Here is a 22,194-nt window from a genome sequence, read left to right on the forward strand (position 1 = left end):
CAGTTCCCGTTTACGCGGGCGAGTAGCGCAGGGCTGGCGGGAAAAAGGGCGGCAGCATGTCTGAGGCCCGCAGAGCCGAGTTCTGCCGGCCCCCGTCAGGCCGAGCAACGCAGCGAACCCGCAGGGCCGCGTAGTTGGGTGCCCCGGGGGATTGCTAAGGGGGGCTGGGCAAGAAGCCCCCCTTGGCTCGCCGGAGTAGGCGAAACAGGGACGCTAAGCCGGCGCAGATAATGATCAAATCCGAGGATGTATCGCGGGACGCCGGGCACGGCATACCGTGCCGCTACGAAAGCGGTATTAAAACGTACGCCGAGGGGCTAAACAGCGCCCCGCTCAGCGCCGCAAATACGCACTGAAATCCACATCACTCGCCGACAAAATCGCCTGCACCCGGTTATGCACATTCAACTTGCGCAGAATCGCGGACACGTGCGCTTTCACCGTGGTTTCGGCGATGTCGAGGTGGTAGGCGATCTGTTTGTTGGACTCGCCCTTGGCCATGCGCTCAAGCACCAGCAGTTGCTTGCGGGTGAGGGCGTACAGCAGTTCCGGGGAGATGGGGTATTCCTCGGGGTTGCGGCGGGTGATGGTGTGGTTGGCGCGGATGATGTCGGAGGGCAGGTAGACGTTGCCGGCAAGGATCTGCTCGATTGCTTCGGTCATTTGCGCGCGGGGTGAGGATTTGGTGATAAAGCCGACCGCGCCGTAGGTGATGGCCTGCAGCACTACCTGCTTGTCTTCCTCGGCGGAGACGATCACCACTGGAATCGATGGCGACTCGTTGCGCAGCGTGATCAGGCCATTGAGGCCGTGCATGCCGGGCATGTTGAGGTCCAGCAGAATCAGATCCAGGTCGTCCTGTTCCCGGGCTATGGCCAGAGCACTATCCAGGTCGCAGGTTTCCAGCAGCTCGCTGCCGGGAAATCCGCTACTGATGACGTTGCAGATGGCCTCGCGAAACAACGGATGATCATCAGCTATCAGTATCTTGTACATGGCTTGGGCAACCTGTTTTTGTTGTATTTGGTCATGCCGGGCAACGCTGGCCCGGTGGTATCAGTTGGTATTACACCCCCGGTGGGGCGTCTTGCAAATGATACATTCGCACAACGAACCGGTACTAAAGTAGTAATCCCGGCCCGGAGGGCCGGGAGCCGCAAGTTTTAAGCTGCAAGCCATAAGCTTCAAGCGAAAAGCGAAAAGCGAAAAGCGAAAAGCGAAAAGCGGCGCGGGCGCTTGGTATGCAGCTCACCCCCGGACTGCCGCCCGCTGCGGATTGAAGGTCAGCACCGCCGCCAGGCTGAACAGCAGCCACAGCCCAAGGCACACCAGCAGCGGGGTCAGGTTGAACTGCTGATACAGCGCAAAGCGCACCAGCTCGACCGCGTGGGTGAACGGGTTGAGCGCGCACAGCCAATACAGCCACTCACTTGACTCGCGCATTTTCCACAGCGGATACAGCGCCGACGACAGGAAGAACAGCGGGAAGATGACGAAGTTCATCACCCCGGCGAAGTTCTCCAGCTGGCGAATGCCGTTGGACAGCAGCAAGCCCAGAGAACTCAGCAGCAGCGCCGCCAGCAGCAGGGCAGGCGCGGCGGCCAGCAGGCCCCAGAGCGGTGGGCGAATGTCGAAGCACCAGGCAATCGCGAGGAAGGCGTAGACCTGAATCAGTGACACCAGCGCGGTCGCCAGCAGCTTGCTGAGCAGCAGAAACGGCCGGGGCAGCGGGCTCATCAGCAGCACGCGCATGCTGCCCATCTCCCGGTCGTAGACCATCGACAGCGAGCCCTGCATGCCGTTGAACAGCAGGATCATGCAGCACAGGCCGGGCAGGATGTAGGTCTCGTAGGTGATGTAGGTGCTGTATGGCGGGATGATTGACACCCCGAGCGCGGCGCGAAAGCCGGCGGCAAATACCAGCAGCCACAGCAGCGGCCGCACCAGCGCACTGAGAAAGCGAGAACGCTGCTGGAAGAAGCGCAGCCATTCGCGCTGCATCACGCCTTGCAGGCAGTTGAGGTACTGGGCGGCGGTCATAGGGCGGGTTCCTCGCTGGCGCGGCTGAGCCGCTCGAAGGCATCACTCAGGCTCTCCTGAGTCGCGCCGTTGCTCAGCGCGTCGGCTTGCCCCTGGGCGACCACGCGGCCGCGGTTGAGCATCACCACCGGGTCGCTCGGCAGAATTTCGTCGAGCAGGTGGGTGGTCCAGATCACCGTCAGTTGCTGTTCATCGCACAGCGCGCGCACGTGCTGATTGAGTGCCCGGCGGCTGGCCTGATCCAGCCCCACGCTGGCCTCATCCAGCAGCAGAATGCGCGGCTGATGGAGCAGGGCGCGGGCGATTTCGACTCGGCGGCGGTGGCCGCCGTTGAGCGCGCGTACCCGTTCGTGTTGACGCTCGCCGAGTTGCTGGCGGGCCAGTTCGGCATCGATCCGCAGCCCGGCCTCACGCCGCGACAAGCCGTGCAGCGCGGCGTGGTAAGCCAGGTTCTGGCGCACGCTCAGGTCCAGATCCAGCGTGCTCTGCTGAAACACCACGCCGAGCTGGCGCAGCGCCGCGCGCGGGTACTGGCGGATCGACAGGCCGTCGAGCAGGATGTCGCCCTGCTGCAGGTCGTACAGACGGCTGAGCAGCGCCACCAGCGTCGATTTGCCCGCGCCGTTGGGGCCGAGCAGGGCGTTCAGGCAGCCCGGCTGGCAGCTGAAATCAACCTGCTTGAGCGCCTGACGCTCGCCATAGGCGAAGCTGACTCCCTGCGCGCAGATGCTCATCAGGGCGTAATCACCACGCCCCAGGGGAAGCGGCCGACCTTGATCGACTTCACTACCTCCAGGTCGTGGACGTTGACCACAGATACGTCGCCGCTGATGCCGTTGGTGGTCAGCAGCAGGCTTTCGTCTGCGTTGAACGCCATGTGCCAGACGCGGCGGCCAACCAGCAGGTAATCCAGCACCTCGAAGGTGTTGGCGTCGACCACCGCCACGTGGTTGGCCGGGCCAAGGGCGACGAAGGCGTATTTGCCGTCGCGGGTTAGGCGCACGCCAACCGGCTGGATGCGGTCCGGGTGAATGCCCTTGATCTCGAAGGTCAGCACCTTTTTCACTTCGCGCGAATCCACGTCCATCACGGTAACGGTGCCGCCGATCTCGGCCGAGGCCCACAGCGTCTTGCTGTCGTGGGTGAATTCGACGTGGCGCGGGCGCTGGTCAACCAGGGTGTTGTCGACCAGTTCGTTCGTGGTGGTGTCGATCCAGTGCAGCATGTTGGTGGTTTCGCTGGTATTCACCGCCCACTTGCCATCCGGGCTGACCGCCATGCCTTCGGGCTCCACGCCCACGTCGATCTGCGCCAGTACCTCGGCGGTCGGCACATCCACCACGGTTACCAGTGCGTCGTCTTCGTTGGAGATGTACAGGGTGCGGTCGTTCGGGTGCAGGGCAAACTGCTCCGGGTCAGCGCCGGACGGCAGCTCCTGAATGATGCGGCGGGTCGCCAGATCCATGATCTGTACGGTGTCGGAGTCGCTGGCGCAGATGAACAGCTTGCTGTTGTCGCTCGACAGCAGAATGCCGCGCGGGCGCATGCCGACCTCCAGCGTATCGGTCACCTCCAGGGTGTTCATGTCGATCACCGAGATAGTGTTGTCCTTCTCGTTCGATACGTAGGCGGTCTCGGCCAGAGCGGTGGTGCTCGCGGTGGTTATCAGCGCGGCCAGCAGGGCGTGGCGAAAGGGCAGGGTAGTCATGGGCAGCTCCATCAGCTCTTGTTCAGGTGTTCGGCGATGCGGCACTGGCTCTCGGGTTCGTCGTAGCCGAGGGTGTCCAGGTCGGTGCCGGGGTGCAGGAATCCGTCCTGCGGTGAGGTGGTCACCAGTGCGCGTGGCTGCACCAGTGCAATCGGTTGGCGCAGTTGGCCGCTCCAGGTGCGGTAGCTCAGCTTGCGGCCCTTGAAGCCGTCCATCGGCAGCCGGTCGCTGACGCTGAGCGCGGCAATCGCCTCGGCGTCGGTGTTCTTGAGGGTGGTGACCGCCGCGCCAATTGAGCGCACGGCCAGCCACGATGCGAAGTCCAGACTGTTCATCCAGCGCCCGGCTTGTTCCTCAAAGCGCTTCTGCAATTGCGCCGCGCCGTAGGTTTCGATGGTCTTGTGCCATCCGACCGGGGTCAGGCCCTGGGTGCCGGCCACCGGGCGCGGATACCAGGTGTTGTAGGGGATGTATTCGCCAAAGTCGCCGCGCTCGTCGGCCACCAGCACCACGTCGTACTCGTCGGTCTGGGTGAACAGCGGCACCTCGGCCTGGGCGGCGCGGCGCAGGTCGGTATCAAAGCTCCACTCCTTCTCCGCGACGATGCGCATGCCGTAGCGCTGGGCGGCGCGCTTGAGGGCGGCGGCATAGGCCTTGTCTTCCTCGGTCGGGCCGCTGATCAGCAGCCAGCGCTTGAGTTTGCGGCTGAGCAGAAACTGGCCCAGCGCATCGGCCAGCATGGCGCGGCTGGGCAGGGTGTGCAGCACGTTGGGCAGGCACTGGGTGGTGCGCAGGGCGTCGTCGTAGCTGCCAGCGTTGAACAGCAGGCTGTCGCCAAACTCGGCCGACAGGGTGCTCAGCGCGCTGGCCGGCAGGTTGCCGATGAACAGCCGCACGCCGTCGGCATGTAGGGCGCGGGCGGCGTCGAGGGTGGCGTCCAGCTCGGGCTCGCTGGCGGTCAGCAGTTGGTAGTCGTGTTTGAGGAAGCGGCCAGTGGTGTTGTTGTCGACGATGGCGAGTTCCGCCCCGCGCAGGCCGGCGTCGGTTGGCTCGGGGATCACGTTCGACAACACCGGACCGGGGTCGGGCGCCCAGGCCACGTAGCCGATGCGCACCGCCAGCGGCTCGGCGTAGCTGCGTTCGGCCACCAGCGTAGCCGCGCACAGGGCGAGCATGAAGAATGCAGTTTGGGTGAGTAGCGGGCGCATCGGGGCCTCCTTTTTGTTGTGGCCCCAGCATAGGAACCGCCCGCCGGCGGGGAAATATGAAGAAAGTACCAATAGCCCGGTACCAAGGTAGTATTTCGGCTCGCGGCAGGGTCTTTAGCATTGCGGCAAGACAATAAGAAAAGGATTGCTCCCATGTCACGCACCCGTACCATGCTGCACGTCAGCCTCATGCTGGTCTGTCTGATTGGCACCGACCGCCTGTTCGCCGCTGGCGATTTGACCCGCCGTACCACGCCCTTGCCCGACCTGATTCTTGGTAACGAAGAAAGCGACTTCGCCATGAGTCAAAGCGAATACGAGCTGGAAACCGGCAAGGCCTATCAGCTGATGATCGTTTCCTCCGGCCAGAAGGAATACGCCTTCCAGGCGCCCGACTTCTTCAAGACCGTGCATCTGCGCAAGGTCGAGGCCGGTGACGTAGAAATCAAACCCGCCGTGCTGCACGAGCTGGAATTTGAAGAGGCCGGTGAGGCCGAAATCTTCTTTACCCCGCTGATCCCCGGCCGCTACGCCTTCTATCTGAAGGGTTATGAGAGCAAGGGTATGCAGGGCACCTTCGTCGTTCGCTGATCAGCCCGATGAAAACCCTCTCGCTGGCGGTGCGGCTTTACACGGGCGTGCTGCTGGCCTTCGCCGCGATGCTGCTCAGCGTGCTGCTGGTGCTGCTGCAGCAGGCCGAAAAAGACCTGGTGCGCGAGCTGCACGCCAGCCGCGCCCTGGCGCTGCAACTGTTTGACGGCCTGTCGCGCAGCCCCACCTCACCCGACCCGCATCAGTTCGACGGCCTGCGCCACCTGCGCATCAGTCGCGTGGGCGAAGCGCTGCCCGCAACCACGGCGGAAGACGTGCCGCGCTGGCTGGTCAACTGGCTGCAACCGGCGGTAGATGAACGCTTCCCACCGCTGACGCTGTCGTTCAACGACGGCTCCCAGTGGCATATCACCCCGGACCCGCACGACGAACTGGGCGAAATCTGGGAATCGGTACAACTCCTGCTGCTGGTGTTTGCCGCCGCGCTGGCGGTCTCGCTGCTGGCGATCCATTGGGCGCTGGGCCGCGGTCAACGCGCTTATCAGCAACTGCTCGGCGGCCTGCATGAAGTCGCCGCGGGGCGCTTCAGCACTAGGCTGGCCGCCAGCCAACAACCGGAACTCAATCATCTGGCCGAACGCTTTAACGCCATGACCGGCGCCTTGCAGCAGGCCGAGCAGCGCAATCAGAACCTCACCGAGCGGCTGCTCAGCGTGCAGGAAGACGAGCGCACGCAACTGGCCCACGCGCTGCACGACGATCTGGGCCAGTACCTCACCGGCATCCGCGCCCAGACCTTCATGCTGCAGCACAGCCGCAGCGCCTCACCCGAGCAGATCGAACAGCTTAGCCAGCAACTGCTCGCCAGCTGCGATGGGTTACAGCAGGGCTTTCGCGCCCTGGTGCGCGACCTGCACCCGGTGGTACTGCAACGCCTGGGGCTGGAACAGGCGTTGGCCCAACTGACTGAACAATGGCAGGTACAGCACGGCATCGACTGCCGCCTGCTGCTGACAACGGACCTGCCCGAGCTGGCGCCCGATGCCCGCGCGCACCTCTACCGGCTGGTGCAGGAAGCGCTGAACAACGTCGCCCGCCACGCCCGCGCCACGCAGGTGCAGATCTGGCTGGGCTGCGTGGGCGATCAACTGGTGGTGCGTATTGAAGACGACGGCTGCGGGCTGGGGCAGGGCAGCGTCTGGGGTATCGGCATGCATTCGATGCACGAACGCGCCCGCTGCCTTGGCGCCGCGCTGCACCTGCGCAGCGCCGAGCAGAGCGGGTTGATACTGGAACTGAGCATTCCCTGGAGGCAGGCAGCATGAACATCTTGCTGGTGGACGATCACGCGGTAGTGCGCCAGGGCTACACCAGCCTGTTGGCGATGATGCTCGGTCAGGCCGAGGTGCGCGGCGTCGAGAGCGGGGAGGAGGCCATCGCCGCCGCCCAGCAGCGCGTGCCCGATCTGGTGGTGATGGACATTGGCCTGCCGGGTATCAGCGGCATCGAAACCGCCCGGCGGCTGATGCAGCGTTGGCCGCTGCTGCGCATCCTGTTCTTCAGCATGCACGACGAACTGCCGCTGGTGCGTCAGGCACTGGCCACGGGCGCGCTCGGTTACATCACCAAGAATGCCTCGCCCGAAGTGCTGCTCGAAGCGGTCGGTCGCTGCCTCAAGGGCCACCGTTATATAGAACAAGACCTCGCGACCCAACTGGCCTGTGCCGGCAGCGATGAACGCCTCGACCCGCGCCTGCGCGACGTGACCCAGCGCGAGTTTGAGATATTCGTCATGCTCGCCCGCGGCGTGCCGCCCCGGCAGATCGCCGAGAACCTGTGCATCAGCAGCAAGACGGTTTCCAACAACCTCACCGTGCTGAAACAAAAGCTCAACGTCAGCTCGCTGACCGAACTGGTGCACCTGGCGATTGATACCGGCGTGCTGCGGGTGCAGAGCGCCTGACCGCTGGTCGGCTGCAACACCGCCGAGGCGCCTGCCAGCTAGCCTGAGAGAGCGTTGTTGGTCGGGCAATCTACTACTAAATAACGACGTCAACCCTGCCAACGGCGCATACCAGACACCACGGAGCCGTTACTAAGATCGAACCATGACTTGACCCGTGCGGGGTCAGGCTTCGCTCAGAGGAAAACAACAATGATCTATGCACAACCTGGAGCCGAAGGCTCAGTCGTTTCCTTCAAGTCTCGCTATGGCAACTACATCAACGGCGAGTTTGTCGCACCGGTCAAAGGCCAGTACTTCACCAATCTGACGCCGGTCACCGGCAACGCTGTGTGTGAAATCCCGCGCTCCACCGCAGAAGACATCGAGAAGGCGCTGGACGCCGCTCACGCTGCCAAGGATGCCTGGGGCAAGACCTCCGTGCAGGCGCGCAGCAACATCCTGCTGAAAATCGCCGACCGCATCGAGCAGAACCTCGAAAAGCTGGCCGTCACCGAAACCTGGGACAACGGCAAAGCCGTGCGTGAAACCCTGAACGCCGACATCCCGCTGGCGGCTGACCACTTCCGCTACTTCGCCGGCTGCCTGCGCTCGCAGGAAGGCACCGCTGCCGAGCTGGACGAGCACACCGCCGCGTACCACTTCCACGAGCCGCTGGGCGTGGTTGGTCAGATCATTCCGTGGAACTTCCCGCTGCTGATGGCCGCGTGGAAACTGGCCCCGGCGCTGGCTGCCGGTAACTGCATCGTGCTCAAGCCTGCCGAGCAGACTCCGCTGAGCATTCTGGTACTGCTGGAAGTCATCGGCGACCTGCTGCCGCCGGGCGTGCTGAACGTGGTTAACGGCTACGGCCGCGAAGCCGGTGAAGCGCTGGCCACCAGCACCCGCATCGCCAAGCTGGCGTTCACCGGTTCTACCCCGGTTGGCCGTCACATCCTCAAGTGCGCTGCGGAAAACATCATCCCGTCTACCGTCGAGCTGGGCGGCAAGTCGCCGAACATCTACTTCTCCGACATCATGCAGGCGGAAGAGTCGTTCATCAGCAAAGCCGTTGAAGGCATGGTGCTGGCGTTCTTCAACCAGGGCGAAGTGTGCACCTGCCCGTCCCGCGCCCTGATTCAGGAAGACATGTACGACGACTTCATCGGCATGGTTCTGGACCGTACCCGCAGCATCAAGCGTGGCAACCCGCTGGACACCGAAACCATGGTCGGCGCACAGGCTTCCGAGCAGCAGTTCGACAAGATCCTGTCCTACATGGAAATCGCCCGCGAAGAGGGTGCTGAGTTCCTGATCGGTGGCGGCGCAGAGCGTCTGAACGCCGAGTTCGGCAACGGCTACTACATTCAGCCGACCCTGCTCAAAGGCCACAACAAGATGCGCATCTTCCAGGAAGAAATCTTCGGCCCGGTGGTCAGCGTGACCACCTTCAAGACCGAAGCCGAAGCCCTGGCAATCGCCAACGACACCGAGTTTGGCCTGGGCGCTGGCCTCTGGACTCGCGACATCAACCGTGCCTACCGCATGGGTCGTGGCATCCAGGCTGGTCGTGTCTGGACCAACTGCTACCACATGTACCCGGCCCACGCCGCGTTCGGTGGTTACAAGAAGTCCGGTGTCGGTCGCGAGACCCACAAGATGATGCTCGACCACTACCAGCAGACCAAAAACCTGCTGATCAGCTACGACGTCAACCCGCTGGGCTTCTTCTAAGCCCAACCCAGGCAAACCCCGCGCAGGTTGCTCCACCTGCCGGGGCGCTAGGGGCTGGTGGTGAGTTGTCGGCCCTGAGTAGTACCCCTGAGGGAACATGCCCCTCGTTCTGCAAGTCTGTTCGTGAAACGTTTGGCGTGACTTCGGTCACGCCTTTTTTTGTTTGGGATTTGGTGGGGGAGGGCTCTATAGCTCCGCTGCTGACCCAATCTACCCTACGGGCACGGCATGCCGTGCCCGTGGTGACATCTGCACGAACGTGAATGGTATGGTTCAGCGACGTGTGCACTGCTCACCTCTGCCTTTCGCCTTCACGGCGAGCAGGGGGAAATGCATGGCCATTTCCCCCTGCACCCCCTAGGCCACCCCGACTACGCGGCCCTTCGGGTTCGCTGCGTTGCTCGGTCTGACGGGGGCCGGCAGAACTCGGCTCTGCGAGCCTCAGACATGCTGCCGTCCTATTTCCCGCCAGCCCTGCGCTACTCGCCCGCGTAAACGGGGACCCGGGCTCCGTGCAAGCAATACGGCTTGCGCTCAACTGAAAAATCAGCTTGCCGTGTGTTCTCCTTTCGCTAAAGTAGGAAACACTTCACAAAATTTGCAGCTGAGCGAAGACGTCAAAAACACCAAGGAGGTTGGTAACTACATGAGTTCATTCAACGACTATCTGGATGCGCTTTGGGTGTTATGCCGAGAGCACTAATGATGTACTAGTGCCTCCCACTATTTGGTCACTTTTGCGCAAGTCACTGTAGGGTATTCTAATGAGCAAAAAGGATATTGACGCTAGATCGGAAGAGTTTATCGCGTATGACTTAGCGCTTCTGAAGGACAAGGGGAAGTGGAAGAAGTACGCTCGCGTGGTAGCTAACGCTATGAGCGCTATTCCTTGGGTCGGCACGATACTTTCGTCAGGCGCCAGTATCGACAGCGCAAGAGAGCAGGGGAAGGTTAATGAGCTTTACGAAGAGTGGCTGAAAGTCCATAAGCGGAAAGTTGGCGACCTAATGGTGTCCTTAGATGAGGTCGCGGGACGGTTGGAGTCTGTTCATGACGACTACGAAGAGCGAATACAGTCAGAAGAGTATTTGGCCCTAGTCAGAAGGGCGTTTCGGTCATGGGACGATGCAGAAACTCAGGAAAAGCAAGCTTACGTCGTCAACCTTATTTCCAACGCTGCGGCTTCTCACCTATGCCCTGACGATCTGATTCGACTCTTTAACGACTGGCTCGATAGATACCACGAAACGCATTTTAGAGTAATTCGTGCAATATATCAGAATCCTGGAATCACTCGATTGGGGATTTGGCGATCAGTAAGTGACACAGTACCTAGAGACGATAGCGCCGAGGCAGATTTATATCGACTGCTCATTCATGACCTAAGTACGGGACGAGTAATCAGGCAGTCTCGTCAAACCACCCGTGACGGCCAATTCATAAAACAGAGCACCAGGGGGACCAGTCGCAAGACCTCTAGCTCGACAATGGAGTCAGCCTTCGAAGATACGAAACCATACCAGCTTACGGAGCTTGGGTCGCAATTCGTTCATTATACAATGAACCAGGTTGTCAAACGGATAGGAAGTGCGTAGCAAAGCATTGTAAGAGGTTCAAGTCGTGTTCTTGGTTTGTTGAATGTTGGTTGGCTTTGAGTTTTTCTTGATTTATATAATAAGGGCTAGGTGTGAAAAATAGATTTTACGGGCCTCTGCATTGGGTCGTTATAGGAGTTTTGTCTGTTCTGCTTTTTTTTCTGGATATAACCTATTTTTTAGATTTTCTTGTGAGTGAGAATTTGGCGGATAAGGTCGTGTTTTCGGCGATTCTCATGAATTTTACAGTCGGATTTATTATATTTCTACCATTGATCGTAGGGCGAGTATTCGAATTAGATAGCAAGGCGATAGAGTCTTTTCTTGCGATGCCTCGTGAAGATGACGAGGTGACGTTTCCGGTTGTCACTGCATTCCTAGGCGAGCAGGCGCTCGGGGCTTTTCTTGGTACGGTGCTTATTTTTACAACAGGGCATGTTTACAATGATTTTGGTGTCTATGTTTCCGGGGTTTATTGTTTTATTTTATCCGTGCTTTCCATTTTTGTTGTCACCTTCTCGCTGATTAGGTTTGTTGCCCATTTCTTTGGTCGAAGTGGAGCTCTGTATGGGCTTGCAGCATTCCTATCGTCGATCACGATGTTCGTTTTCTTTGGTTTGGGGCTAAAACTTGCGCCATAAAGTCGTACAAAAAGCACGTAAGCGTAGCGCATGAAAAGTTTGCATGCGTTGGCGCGGTTTTTTGGGGGAGCACCGCTCTCATCCTGGTGAGTGTGGCTACTATTACCCGCGCAGAGTCTGCAAGCAGCGTTTACAGAGTCGGTCTGACGTTGCAGCAGAGCGACCTGCAACTGGCTGTATGCATCGAAGATGGATGCCAGAAGTCACTTAGCTATCAGAAGGTGGAGGGCGGGTACTTTTACGATTTCGGTACCTTCGCGATTTCAGATCACCGTCGTTTTCCGGTGTATACGTGGATTATTAACCTGGCCGAACGGCGAGTTCGCAGGTTACTTGAGGCCTACTTGCCGGATGGCTGTACCATTGCGAGCTGCGGTAGTTTTACTTTCCAAAAGGTTGATGCGCCTGTTACCTCAACTGACGATTGTGAGGCGGGAGTTGCGGCTTGTCACGGTGATCGAATAATCCGCTGAGCAATCCTGACGGCAGGACGCCTACGTCATTGTCGTTAGCTGGTTTGGTGTACCCTGGCGTTCCTCCCGGAGCGATGCGTTGCAAGCCCCACACACCAACCAAATCACGACCAAATCTACTCCCAAAGTATCATTCGTACCCCCCCGATCCCGGTGTTTAACTGAGTCCGTCGGTTCCTGCCGACGCTGTAAACCCACGCAATAACAAGAGGATCGACCCATGTGGACTAAACCCAGCTACACCGACCTGCGCATTGGCTTTGAAGTCACCATGTACTTTGCCAACCGCTGAGTACCGGGCGCCCCGGTTTCCGGGGCGTTTAGGCACGCTGGCCGAGGACAGATCCCATGCATGTACAGATACTTGGTTCAGCTGCTGGCGGTGGTTTTCCGCAGTGGAACTGTAACTGCCGCAACTGCGACGGCCTGCGCCGTGGCACGCTGAACGCGAAAGCGCGTACCCAATCTTCCATTGCCTTGTCGGATGACGGGGTGAACTGGATTCTCTGCAACGCTTCCCCCGACATTCGCACCCAGCTGGAGCAGACGCCTGTGCTGCAACCGGCGCGGGCGGTGCGTGATACGGCGATCCGGGCGATTGTGTTGATGGACAGCCAGATCGATCACGTGACCGGGCTGCTGACCCTGCGTGAGGGTTGCCCGCACGAGGTCTGGTGTACCGATATGGTCCATGAGGACCTGCAGACCGGCTTCCCGCTGTTCCCGATGCTGAGCCATTGGAACGGTGGTTTGCAGCGCCGTCGGATCGGGTTGGGCGAGCCGTTCCGTATTCCGGCTTGTCCGGCGCTGGAGTTTTTGCCGATTCCGCTGCGCAGTGCGGCGCCGCCGTATTCGCCGCACCGCAACGACCCGCACCCCGGCGACAACATCGGCCTGCTGGTGCGCGACACCAATACCGGCGGTGTGCTGTTTTACGCGCCGGGCCTGGGCCAGCCGGATGACGGGCTGCTGGCGACCATGCGTGATGCCGATTGCCTGCTGGTGGACGGCACCCTGTGGCGTGATGACGAGATGGCCTTTGCTGGGGTGGGCGACAAGCTCGGCAGCGAGATGGGCCACCTGCAGCAGAGTGGGCCGGGCGGGATGATCGAGCTGCTGGATGCGCAGCCGGCCAGCCGCAAGGTGCTCATTCATATCAACAACACCAATCCGATCCTGGACGAGGACTCTGCCGAGCGTGCCGAACTGGTAGCGCATGGCATCGAGGTCGCCCATGACGGTATGCAGATCGTTCTGTAAGGAGGCCGCCATGCAGCGCGAGCCGATGAGCATTGCCGCATTCGAGCAGGCCCTGCGCGACAAGGGCCGCTACTACCACATTCATCACCCGTTCCACGTTGCCATGTACGACGGCAGCGCAACCCGCGAGCAGATTCAGGGTTGGGTGGCGAACCGTTTCTACTATCAGGTCTGCATTCCGGTGAAGGACGCGGCTATTCTCGCCAACTGCCCGGACCGCGACACCCGCCGCGAGTGGATTCAGCGCATCATCGACCACGATGGCGAGCCGGGCAGCGAGGGCGGTATCGAGGCCTGGCTGCGTCTGGGCGAGGCCGTGGGGCTGGACCGCGAGGTGCTGCTGTCGCAGGAGCTGGTGTTGCCGGGCGTGCGCTTTGCAGTGGATGCCTACGTCAACTTCGCCCGCCGGGCCAGCTGGCAGGAGGCGGCCAGTTCGTCGCTGACCGAGCTGTTTGCGCCGCACATTCATCAGTCGCGGCTGGACAGCTGGCCGCAGCATTACCCGTGGATTGACCCGACCGGGTACGACTATTTCCGCAAGCGTCTGAAAGAGGCCCGCCGCGACGTCGAGCACGGCCTGCGCATTACCCTGCATCACTACACCACCTGGGAGGCGCAGCAGCGCATGCTGGAGATTCTGCAGTTCAAACTGGACGTGCTCTGGAGCATGCTCGACGCCATGACCATGGCCTATGAGCTGGAGCGCCCGCCGTATCACACGGTCACGGCCGATAAGGCCTGGCATCGGGGGATCGCGCTATGAGCCCGGTGGTGCGTGATAACACGCCGGTGCTGCGCCCCGGCTTTCGTCTGCAATGGGAACCGGTGCAGAACAGCCACGTGCTGCTCTACCCGGAGGGCATGGTCAAGCTGAACGAAAGCGCCGCCGAAGTGCTGTTGCTGGTCGACGGCAAGCGGCCGGTGGCTGACATCATCGACACCCTGTCCGAACGTTTCCCCAATGTGCCTGGTCTGGACGAAGACGTTCTGGCCTTCATCGAGGTGGCCCATGCTCAACACTGGCTCCACATCCGCTGATCAGGGGCCACCGCTGTGGCTGTTGGCCGAGCTGACCTACCGCTGCCCGCTGCAGTGCCCGTACTGCTCGAACCCGCTGGAGTTTGCCAACCACAAGAGCGAGTTGAGCACCGCCCAGTGGATTGACGTGTTCACCCAGGCGCGGGCGCTGGGCGCGGCGCAGCTGGGCTTCTCCGGTGGCGAGCCGCTGGTGCGTGAAGACCTTGCCGAGTTGATCGGCGCGGCGCGCGAGCTGGGCTTTTACACCAACCTGATCACCTCCGGCATGGGGCTGACCGAGGCCAAGATCGAGGCGTTCCGCGAGGCGGGGCTGGATCATATCCAGATCAGTTTTCAGGCCTCCGATGCCGAGATCAACAACATGCTGGCCGGCTCGCGCAAGGCCTTCGAGCAGAAGCTGGCGATGGCGCGGGCGGTCAAGGCGGCGGGTTACCCGATGGTGCTCAACTTCGTGACCCATCGGCACAACATCGACCAGATCGACCGCATCATCGAGCTGTGCGTGGCGCTGGAGGCCGATTTTGTCGAGCTGGCGACCTGTCAGTACTACGGCTGGGCGCACCTGAACCGCGCCGGGCTGCTGCCGACCAAGGCGCAGCTGGACCACGCCGAGCAGGTCACCAATGCGTGGCGCGAGAAACTGGCCGAGCAGGGCAACCCGTGCAAGCTGATTCTGGTCACCCCCGATTACTACGAAGAGCGCCCCAAGGGCTGCATGAATGGCTGGGGCAATATTTTTCTAACTATTACGCCGGATGGCACCGCCCTGCCGTGCCACAGCGCGCGGCAGCTGCCGGTCAGCTTCCCCAGCGTGACTGAGCACAGCCTTTCACACATTTGGTATGACTCTTTCGGTTTCAACCGTTTCCGCGGCTATGATTGGATGAGCGAGCCGTGCCGGTCCTGCGACGAAAAGGAGAAGGATTTTGGCGGCTGTCGCTGTCAGGCGTATTTGCTGACCGGCGATGCCACCCAGGCAGACCCGGTGTGCAGCAAATCGCCCCACCATCACAAGATTCTGCAGGCCAGAGCCGAAGCAGAGCAGCCCCAGCCGGGGATAGAGGAGTTGACCTTCCGTAATGAACGTACCTCGAGGATCATCTGCAAGGTCTGATGTAACCCTGCCTGGCCGTTGGCCGAGCGACTTCAGTGCAGCGCAGGCGGTTGCCGCCAGCGCTGACTACAGCGATCTGTGCTGCGCCGATGGGGCACTCTGGTGGCTGACCTTTCGCCCGGAGCAGGGTGACAGCGTGCTGCAGCGTTGGCAGGACGGCGTCACCCGCACCGTCACCCCCCAAGGCCATTCCGTGCGCAGCCGCGTGTATGAATACGGCGGCGGCAGCTTCTGCGTGCTGCCCGGTGAGTTTGAACCCGACTGCCTGCTGGTGTTCGTCAATGAAGCCGACCAGCAGCTGTATCTGCAATGCCCGGAAGGCCAACGCCTTGAACCCCTGACCCAACACCCGGAATGCCGCTACGGTGGGCTCTGCGCTGACCTAACCCGCCGCCGCGTGCTGGCGGTGGAAGAGGCGCATCTGCCGGGGCGGGTGGAGCACCGGCTGGTCGCCATCGGGCTGGACGGCTCGCGCCAGTTGCTCGCCAGCGGCGCCGATTTCTACCACACCCCGCAGGTTAGCGACTGCGGGACCCAGCTGGCCTGGATCGGGTGGGATCGCCCCGACCTGAGCTGGACTCGTACCCGGCTGATGCTGGCAACCCTGGCGGCCGACGGCAGCGTCGCGCAGGTGCAGTCGCAGGGCGGGGCGGATGAAGCGCTGCAACAACCGCGCTTTGATGCCAGCGGCCAGCTGTGCTGCCTGTCTGATCGCAGTGGTTATTGGGTGCCGTGGCTGTTTGCCGAGGGCGGCCCGCGCAAGTTGCCGGCGATTGCCGCCGATCACGCCCCCGCGCCCTGGCAGCAGGGCAGCAACACCTGGCTGCCGTTGACTGACGGCTGGATGGCGCTGAGCTGGAGCGAGGCCGGCTACGGTCACTTGGCTATTCGTCATTCGGTCAGCGCCGAAGAGCGGCGGCTGGCACACGCCTACAGCCGCTTTCGGCACCTGTGCAGCGACGGCAAGGCGCTGTATTGCATCGGCGCATCGCCCAGTTGTACCGCCGCCATTCTGCGTATCGAACTGGCCACCGGCGAACTGACCCGTTTGCTGGGCCAAGACACCGCGCTGGACGCCGCCGACCTGTCGCGCCCCGAACGGCTGCTGTACCTCAGCGCGGGCGGCGAGAGCGCCCACGGCTTTTTCTATCCGCCGCGCAATCACGCGCAGAAGCTCGATCAGCCGCCACCGCTGCTGATCTTCACCCACGGCGGGCCAACCTCGGCCTGCTACCCGGTGCTGGATAACCGCATCCAGTTCTGGACCCAGCGCGGCTTTGCCGTTGCCGATCTGAACTACCGCGGCAGCACCGGCTACGGCAGGCCGTATCGCCAGCGCCTGCAGGGCAACTGGGGCGTAACCGACGTGGAAGACGTGCTGGCGGCGGTCGACTATCTGAGCCAGCAGGGCAAGGTTAACCCCGCGCAGGTATTCATTCGCGGCTCCAGCGCCGGTGGCTACACCACCCTTTGCTCACTGGTGGCCGGGGCGGGGCGCTTCCGCGCCGCAGCCAGCTTGTATGGCGTGAGTGACCCGCTGCAGCTGCGCGCGGTGACCCACAAGTTCGAGGCCGACTACATCGACTGGCTGATCGGCGACCCCGATACCCAGCCAGAGCGCTACGTCGAGCGCTCACCCCTCGCCCAGGCCGAACGCATCCGCACCCCGGTGATCTTCTTCCAGGGCCTGCGCGACGCTGTCGTGCTGCCCAGCCAGACCGAACAGATGGTCGCCGCGCTAGACGACAACGGCGTGCCGGTGCACTGCGTCACCTTCGCCGACGAACGCCACGGCTTTCGCAAGGCCGCGCATCTGGCGCAGGTGTTGGAAGAGGAGTTGGCGTTCTATCAGTCGTGGTTGTAATGCGGGAGGTCTGCTCAGGGAAGGGTTGAGCGCCTGCTCGACCCGCGGCTTCCCGTGCCGCGCCCGTGGCCGAGTTGCAACTCGGCCTCGCTGGGTAGAGCACTTCCTGCTTCCTCGAGGCGGCTCCTGTTTGAACTTGAGTCTGAAGCTACTTCAAGGTTTAGCCTGCATTTCCACTTAAACGTGAAGGGTGCAGGCAATGGAGAGCAACAGCGTTGAAACGGCTATAACAGACCAGCATGTGTACCCAGTGCTGATCATTGGCGCAGGTCAGGCGGGGTTGGCCGCCTCCCATGCGCTGGGCCAGCGCGGTGTTGATCACCGGGTGCTGGACGGCCACGCAGAGGTTGGCGACAGCTGGCGCCAACGCTACGCCGGTCTGCGTTTATTTACCCCGCGGCAGTTCAGCAGCCTGCCGGGTATGCCGATGCCGGGGGATGCAGCGGGCTATCCGGATCGCGACGAGTTTGCCGATTACCTGCGGGATTACGCGCGCTTGTTTGAGCTGCCGGTGCGGAGCAATACGCGGGTGACTCGTTTGACGCGCGATGCGCTGGGGCGCTTTGCGGTGTCGTTGGACAGCGGTGAGCAGCTGCTGGCCCAGCGGGTGATCATTGCCGCTGGCGGCTTTCAGCAGGCGGTCATTCCTGCAGTGGGCGCTGGGCTGGACTCCAGCGTGCTGCAGTTCACGCCAGACACCATCGGCGACGGCAGTGCGTTGCCCAGCGGCACGCTGTTGGTGGTCGGTGATGGAGCCAGCGGACGCGATCTGGCCCGGCGCTACGCGGCCTCGCACCGGGTGTTGCTGGCCTGCGGCAAACCGCGCCGCCTGTTGCCGGAGCGATTGTTCGGGCGCTCGATCTGGTGGTGGCTGCAGCGGCTCGGCTTGATGCGCGCCTCGGCTGACAGTGTTATCGGGCAGCGGATGCGGCGCCTCGATCCGTTCCCGAATCGGCAGGCGGCACTGCCGGATCTGCAGCGTCTTGGTGTTGAACTGTTGCCGCGGGTGCGGCGCGCGGATGGTCGGCTGGTTGAATGTGCTGATGGCCAGCAACAGGACATTGATGCGGTGATCTGGGCGGTCGGCTACCGCGATGCGCTGGACTGGCTGCAGGTGCCGGGCGCGCTGGATGAGCACGGGCGGGTGTTGCACCACAGCGGCCTGTCGCCGGTACCGGGGCTCGGCTGGTTGGGGCGGCCGTGGCAGCGCAACCGCGCCTCGGCGCTGGTGATGGGCGCGGGCGAAGATGCCGAGTGGCTGGTTGAGCGGATGTTCGCCGAGCCATGCTAGTCTCGCTGCGTAGCCAACAAAGCGAACAAGAGGAGAGGTCTGTGAGCACGTTTTCCCCTGTGCAGTGGTGTTTGAAGGCGTCGGTAGAGGTACCTGCGATGGCAACAGCCGATGACTGGCTGGCCAGCTGGCGGCAGCTGCCGCTGGATGAACTGTCGCCCTTCGCACTGGCGGTGATGGGCGGCTTCCAGGCTGATCGTGCTGCCTGGGCGTTCAGCGCCGGGTACGAGGCAGCGCTGCGGGCGATGTTCCCGCAGATCAGCGGCGGCGGGCTGCACGGCTTCAGTCTGAGCGAGGAGGGCATTCGCAGCCCGCGTGATTTGCAGACCCTTTGGCAAGCCGATGACGCAGGTGGTATTCGCCTGAGTGGCAACAAGGGCTGGGTGCCGCTGCCTGAGCATTGCGAGGCGTACTTTGTGGTGTGCCGCGCCAGCGGGCAGGATGGCGCATTGAGTGTGGTGCACATGCCTGCCACGGCGGACGGTGTGTCGATGAGCCCACGCAATCCGGCGGCCTTTATGCCGGAGCTGCCGGCCGCGCGCATGCAGTTGCAGGGCGTGGTGCTGGATGCCTCGGCGATGCTGCCCGGTGATGGCTGGACCGATTATGCCCGCCCCTTTGGTGCCCTGGAGGAGCTGTATGTCAGTGTGGCACTCATGGGTTATCTGCTGCGCGAAGGGCGGGCCCGTGATTGGCCGCAGGCAATGCTGCGGCAGCTGCTGGCGGCCATCACCTTGCTGGAGCGGATTGCCACCGAGGCAGGATCCGATCAAGGCCTGGTATTGCTGGCCGGCGCGACCGAATGGGTGCGCACATTGATGACGCGAGCAACTGCGCAGTGGGCCGACCAGCCGGAGGACGCCGGCGGACAGCGCTGGGCTCGTGACCAGACAGTGCAGCGCATGTGGGCTGCCGCCGGTGCCAGACGGGGTGATCGGGCCTGGCAGGCGCTAAGCCCGAGCGAGTGATCAGGCTCCGGCGTCGCTGACCAGTGGCGCCGGAGTGCCGGCTGCCTGGTGTTTGAACAGTGGGAAGAGCACTGCCAGCGGACAGGTCAGAGCGGCAATCAGCCCGGTCCAAAGGGTTTTGAAAATCAGGTAGTGACTGACGCTCAGCTGCTCAATGCCGAACAGGCCGAGCAGCGCGATGGTGGGTGCAGCGTAGATCAGTGTTGCCATCAGACCGATGCACAGGGCAGCGCCGAGAGGGCGGTCCGGCAGGTAGCGAATGATCTGTCGCAGCACGCTGAATCGGTCCGCGGCGACTGCGGGAAACTGGCCGCTGCTGACCTTGCGGCGCTGCAGGGCTATGGTGATCCAGCTCAGCAACATGCAAAGGACAAGGGCGGTGATCACCAGATCGGCGGCGATTCCGCCCTCGCCACGCAGACTGAGCGTCGCCTGCTCACGGAGCAGTACCCAGGCAACTGCGCCGTTGAGCAGCGCATTGACGACAAAGGTGGCAATCACTTCGGTTCTCAGGTGCGAGTGTATCGAGTTGCTCATGGGGTTCTCGTTGTTATGATTGTCGGCCATTCAGCTGCCAGCCAGCGTAGTGTGCGATTGCCGGCTCCACAAGCTGCAGCGCCGTTTTGCTGATTTTTGCTGATTATCGGAGATAGCCATCCTCATGCCCGGTCGTTCTGCTACTGCTACTGCTACTGTCCCTGCCCGTGAGGTGTATCAACTGTTCCGCGATGTTGCCCTGCAGCAGAGCTCGCTGATGCGTGGTGACGGGCCGCGCTGGGCCGAGATCGACACTGGCGTGGTGCATGTCTGCATTGATGGCCAGCGTGTTGCTCTGTTCAAGGACGCCGGAGAGCTGCACCACTGCCTGAGCTGCGAACTGCAGGACGGTCGTGTTGCGGGGCAGGATAGTTGGCGCGGTGCGGGTACCGATCCGCTCGAGCTGCTCAGTGTCTGGGAACGAGCGCAGTTACTGAAAGCCCTTGAGCGGCTCTAGTGGCAGGATGACAGCAGCGCGCGGGCGTGAAACAATCGCCGGCTAGTCATTTTGAGGTGTTTGTCAATGCCGCGCTTGTCCGTTGAGCAGCTTTCACAGGAATGGGGGCTGTTAAACCAGAAGTTCAGTCAGCAGAGTCGTCGCTTTGTACTGGAGTTCTGCATTCGTCATGCTGTTGATCTGACCGAAACCTTCTACTCGGAGATGATGGCCGATCCGGCTGCGTCGCTTTTTCTCTCGCATGATCAGGTTCAGGGCCGCCTGAGTCTGTCCATGCGTCGTTGGCTGGAAGGGTTGTTTGACAGTGAGGATGAGGTCGCGCTGGCACGAATCATTGCCGAGCAGAAGAAAGTAGGTGAGGTTCATGCCCGCATTGATATCCCCGTGCACCTGGTGCTGCGTGGTGCGCGTTGTCTCAAGGACCGTTTCATCGCGTTGCTGCAGGAGGATTGCGAGTTGTCGGAGCGCGAGCACCTGGATGCGGCGCGACTGATGTCGGACACCGTGGATCTGGCGATGGAGATCATGAGTCACGCCTATTCCACCTCGCACGATCGTAACTCGCGTAATGAAGAAGCCTATCGCCTGTTTTCGGTCACCCAGAACATTGCTACTGAAAAGGAACGTCAACGCGCAGCGCTGTTCGACTGGGAGAATCAGTTGATGTTCGATCAGGCCGTTGGCCAGAGCGGTGAACATCTGCCGCGTATTCTCGCCTCCGAGTTTGGCCTGTGGTTCCGGCATAAGGGCGCCCATGCGTTTGAGGGCGCGCCCGAGGCTCAGCAGATTCTTGATGCGATGGAGCGGATTGACGATGTGATCCTGCCGCTGTTCGACCAGGACCCGGCCGAGCGCATCGTGCGCCTGCGTGAATTGCGGGAAACGGTGAAGGCAATCCGGTTCAGCCTGGATCACCTGTTCGAGCAGAACAATGAGCTGGAGGCCGGGCGTGACGTGTTGACCCGCCTGCTCAATCGCAAGTTTTTGCCGGTAGTGCTGACCCGTCAGGTCAGTCATGCCCGCAGTCACGGTACGCCATTTTCCGTGCTGGCGCTGGATATCGATTACTTCAAGCAGATCAACGACAGTTACGGCCACGAGGCCGGGGATCGGGTGCTGCAGCAGTTGGCCTCGCTGTTGATCAACAGCAGTCGTGCCGGGGATTACCTGTTCCGTCTAGGTGGCGAGGAGTTTCTCATGCTGCTGGTCGATACCGGACTGGATGGCGCGCGTCGCGTGGCCGAGAAGTTGCGCCGCGGTGTCGAGCAGGAAGTCTTCCGTCTGCCGCAGGATCGGACGCTCAACATCACGCTGAGTATCGGCGTTGCCTGTTTCAATGGTCACCCGGACTATCAGCAGTTGATGCGCCGTGCCGACGATGGTCTGTATCAGGCCAAGCACAGCGGCCGCAATCGGGTAGTGGTGGTCGAATAAACCCGTTCGCTCAGCAGCGCTCCTGCCCGGGGGCTGCGAGTCTGGTGTAGAGATCATCCCAAGCAGGATTGCTCTGCTCGATCAGGTTGATTTTCCACTGTCGTTTCCAGCGCTTCAGCTGCTTCTCGCGGCTGATGGCGCTGAGCATGTCGGCGGCTTGCTCGAAGTACACCAGCTGGTGGATTCGGTAACGCTGGGTGAAACCACTGATCACGCCGTTCCTGTGTTCCCAGATACGCTTGAGCAGGTTGCTGGTGACGCCGACGTACAGGGTGCCATTGCGTTGGCTGGCGAGGATGTAGACGCAGGGTTGTTTGGTCATTTGGGTGCGCCTCTTG

22 protein-coding genes are annotated in these 22,194 nt (G+C 61.8%); 15 read left to right on the forward strand and 7 right to left on the reverse strand.

Features of this window, described 5'->3' with window-relative positions; genetic code table 11:
* Nucleotides 1-333 precede the first annotated feature (333 nt).
* The 5 genes from ACZ5WQ_RS00930 to ACZ5WQ_RS00950 all read right to left on the reverse strand — a co-directional run bounded on the left by ACZ5WQ_RS00930 (nt 334) and on the right by ACZ5WQ_RS00950 (nt 4,956).
* The gene (locus ACZ5WQ_RS00930; RefSeq protein WP_464382932.1) at nt 334-996 is read right to left on the reverse strand and encodes a response regulator; all 663 of its coding nucleotides are present in this window, start codon (nt 994-996) and stop codon (nt 334-336) included.
* A 252-nt stretch (nt 997-1,248) separates the two neighbouring features.
* On the reverse strand, nt 1,249-2,040 hold the full coding sequence (locus tag ACZ5WQ_RS00935) for an ABC transporter permease (protein ID WP_464382933.1): 792 nt from the start codon (nt 2,038-2,040) through the stop codon (nt 1,249-1,251).
* A complete protein-coding gene (locus ACZ5WQ_RS00940) occupies nt 2,037-2,777 on the reverse strand; it encodes an ABC transporter ATP-binding protein (protein WP_464383680.1) in 741 nt (246 codons plus the stop codon). The genes ACZ5WQ_RS00935 and ACZ5WQ_RS00940 overlap by 4 nt, the downstream gene beginning before the upstream one ends.
* Nucleotides 2,774-3,748: a YVTN family beta-propeller repeat protein gene (locus ACZ5WQ_RS00945; protein ID WP_464382934.1), complete on the reverse strand. Its 975-nt coding sequence runs from the start codon at nt 3,746-3,748 to the stop codon at nt 2,774-2,776. The genes ACZ5WQ_RS00940 and ACZ5WQ_RS00945 overlap by 4 nt, the downstream gene beginning before the upstream one ends.
* Before the next feature lie 11 nt (nt 3,749-3,759).
* A complete protein-coding gene (locus ACZ5WQ_RS00950; RefSeq protein WP_464382935.1) occupies nt 3,760-4,956 on the reverse strand; it encodes an ABC transporter substrate-binding protein in 1,197 nt (398 codons plus the stop codon).
* 153 nt (nt 4,957-5,109) lie between these two features.
* Between ACZ5WQ_RS00950 and ACZ5WQ_RS00955 the strand changes: the two genes are divergently transcribed.
* From ACZ5WQ_RS00955 to ACZ5WQ_RS01015, 13 genes are all read left to right on the forward strand, one after another.
* The gene (locus ACZ5WQ_RS00955; protein ID WP_285678093.1) at nt 5,110-5,547 is read left to right on the forward strand and encodes a cupredoxin domain-containing protein; all 438 of its coding nucleotides are present in this window, start codon (nt 5,110-5,112) and stop codon (nt 5,545-5,547) included.
* Between the two features lie 8 nt (nt 5,548-5,555).
* A complete protein-coding gene (locus tag ACZ5WQ_RS00960; protein ID WP_464382936.1) occupies nt 5,556-6,833 on the forward strand; it encodes a sensor histidine kinase in 1,278 nt (425 codons plus the stop codon).
* Nucleotides 6,830-7,471 carry a response regulator gene (locus tag ACZ5WQ_RS00965; RefSeq protein ID WP_464382937.1) on the forward strand — a complete coding sequence of 214 codons (642 nt, stop codon included), beginning with the start codon at nt 6,830-6,832 and terminating at the stop codon, nt 7,469-7,471. The genes ACZ5WQ_RS00960 and ACZ5WQ_RS00965 overlap by 4 nt, the downstream gene beginning before the upstream one ends.
* 192 nt (nt 7,472-7,663) lie before the next feature.
* Entirely contained in the window at nt 7,664-9,184 is a 1,521-nt protein-coding gene (gene exaC / locus ACZ5WQ_RS00970; RefSeq protein WP_464382938.1) for an acetaldehyde dehydrogenase ExaC, read from the forward strand.
* A 1,786-nt stretch (nt 9,185-10,970) separates the two neighbouring features.
* Complete coding sequence (locus tag ACZ5WQ_RS00975) at nt 10,971-11,420, forward strand: hypothetical protein (RefSeq protein WP_464382939.1); 450 nt, start codon at nt 10,971-10,973, stop codon at nt 11,418-11,420.
* A 693-nt stretch (nt 11,421-12,113) separates the two neighbouring features.
* Nucleotides 12,114-12,185 carry a pyrroloquinoline quinone precursor peptide PqqA gene (pqqA, locus tag ACZ5WQ_RS00980; RefSeq protein WP_063607997.1) on the forward strand — a complete coding sequence of 24 codons (72 nt, stop codon included), beginning with the start codon at nt 12,114-12,116 and terminating at the stop codon, nt 12,183-12,185.
* A gap of 56 nt (nt 12,186-12,241) precedes the next feature.
* Nucleotides 12,242-13,153, forward strand: a complete 912-nt coding sequence (pqqB, locus tag ACZ5WQ_RS00985) for a pyrroloquinoline quinone biosynthesis protein PqqB (protein ID WP_088277984.1) — start codon at nt 12,242-12,244, stop codon at nt 13,151-13,153.
* A 10-nt stretch (nt 13,154-13,163) separates the two neighbouring features.
* On the forward strand, nt 13,164-13,916 hold the full coding sequence (gene pqqC, locus ACZ5WQ_RS00990) for a pyrroloquinoline-quinone synthase PqqC (protein ID WP_464382940.1): 753 nt from the start codon (nt 13,164-13,166) through the stop codon (nt 13,914-13,916).
* Nucleotides 13,913-14,191 (forward strand): pyrroloquinoline quinone biosynthesis peptide chaperone PqqD, encoded by a 279-nt coding sequence (gene pqqD, locus ACZ5WQ_RS00995; RefSeq protein ID WP_092288261.1) that lies wholly within the window; start codon nt 13,913-13,915, stop codon nt 14,189-14,191. Before pqqC ends, pqqD begins: the two co-directional genes overlap by 4 nt.
* A complete protein-coding gene (gene pqqE, locus ACZ5WQ_RS01000) occupies nt 14,163-15,305 on the forward strand; it encodes a pyrroloquinoline quinone biosynthesis protein PqqE (protein ID WP_464382941.1) in 1,143 nt (380 codons plus the stop codon). Before pqqD ends, pqqE begins: the two co-directional genes overlap by 29 nt.
* Nucleotides 15,271-17,169, forward strand: coding sequence for an alpha/beta hydrolase family protein (locus tag ACZ5WQ_RS01005; RefSeq protein ID WP_464382942.1), 1,899 nt, complete (start codon nt 15,271-15,273; stop codon nt 17,167-17,169). The genes pqqE and ACZ5WQ_RS01005 overlap by 35 nt, the downstream gene beginning before the upstream one ends.
* Nucleotides 17,170-17,368: 199 nt before the next feature.
* Nucleotides 17,369-18,460, forward strand: a complete 1,092-nt coding sequence (locus tag ACZ5WQ_RS01010; protein ID WP_464382943.1) for a flavin-containing monooxygenase — start codon at nt 17,369-17,371, stop codon at nt 18,458-18,460.
* A gap of 41 nt (nt 18,461-18,501) precedes the next feature.
* Nucleotides 18,502-19,428 (forward strand): hypothetical protein, encoded by a 927-nt coding sequence (locus ACZ5WQ_RS01015; RefSeq protein ID WP_464382944.1) that lies wholly within the window; start codon nt 18,502-18,504, stop codon nt 19,426-19,428.
* Here ACZ5WQ_RS01015 and ACZ5WQ_RS01020 read toward each other — a convergent pair whose 3' ends face one another.
* Nucleotides 19,429-19,965, reverse strand: a complete 537-nt coding sequence (locus tag ACZ5WQ_RS01020; protein ID WP_233049267.1) for a hypothetical protein — start codon at nt 19,963-19,965, stop codon at nt 19,429-19,431.
* Between the two features lie 124 nt (nt 19,966-20,089).
* Between ACZ5WQ_RS01020 and ACZ5WQ_RS01025 the strand changes: the two genes are divergently transcribed.
* Entirely contained in the window at nt 20,090-20,422 is a 333-nt protein-coding gene (locus ACZ5WQ_RS01025) for a DUF7693 family protein (RefSeq protein WP_464382945.1), read from the forward strand.
* A 66-nt stretch (nt 20,423-20,488) separates the two neighbouring features.
* On the forward strand, nt 20,489-21,856 hold the full coding sequence (locus tag ACZ5WQ_RS01030; RefSeq protein WP_233049269.1) for a diguanylate cyclase: 1,368 nt from the start codon (nt 20,489-20,491) through the stop codon (nt 21,854-21,856).
* 10 nt (nt 21,857-21,866) lie between these two features.
* Here the strand turns inward: ACZ5WQ_RS01030 and ACZ5WQ_RS01035 are convergent, their stop codons facing one another.
* Nucleotides 21,867-22,178, reverse strand: coding sequence for a GIY-YIG nuclease family protein (locus tag ACZ5WQ_RS01035; protein WP_269687747.1), 312 nt, complete (start codon nt 22,176-22,178; stop codon nt 21,867-21,869).
* Nucleotides 22,179-22,194: the final 16 nt, after the last annotated feature.

It is taken from the genome of Halopseudomonas sp. T1L2 (assembly GCF_055397385.1).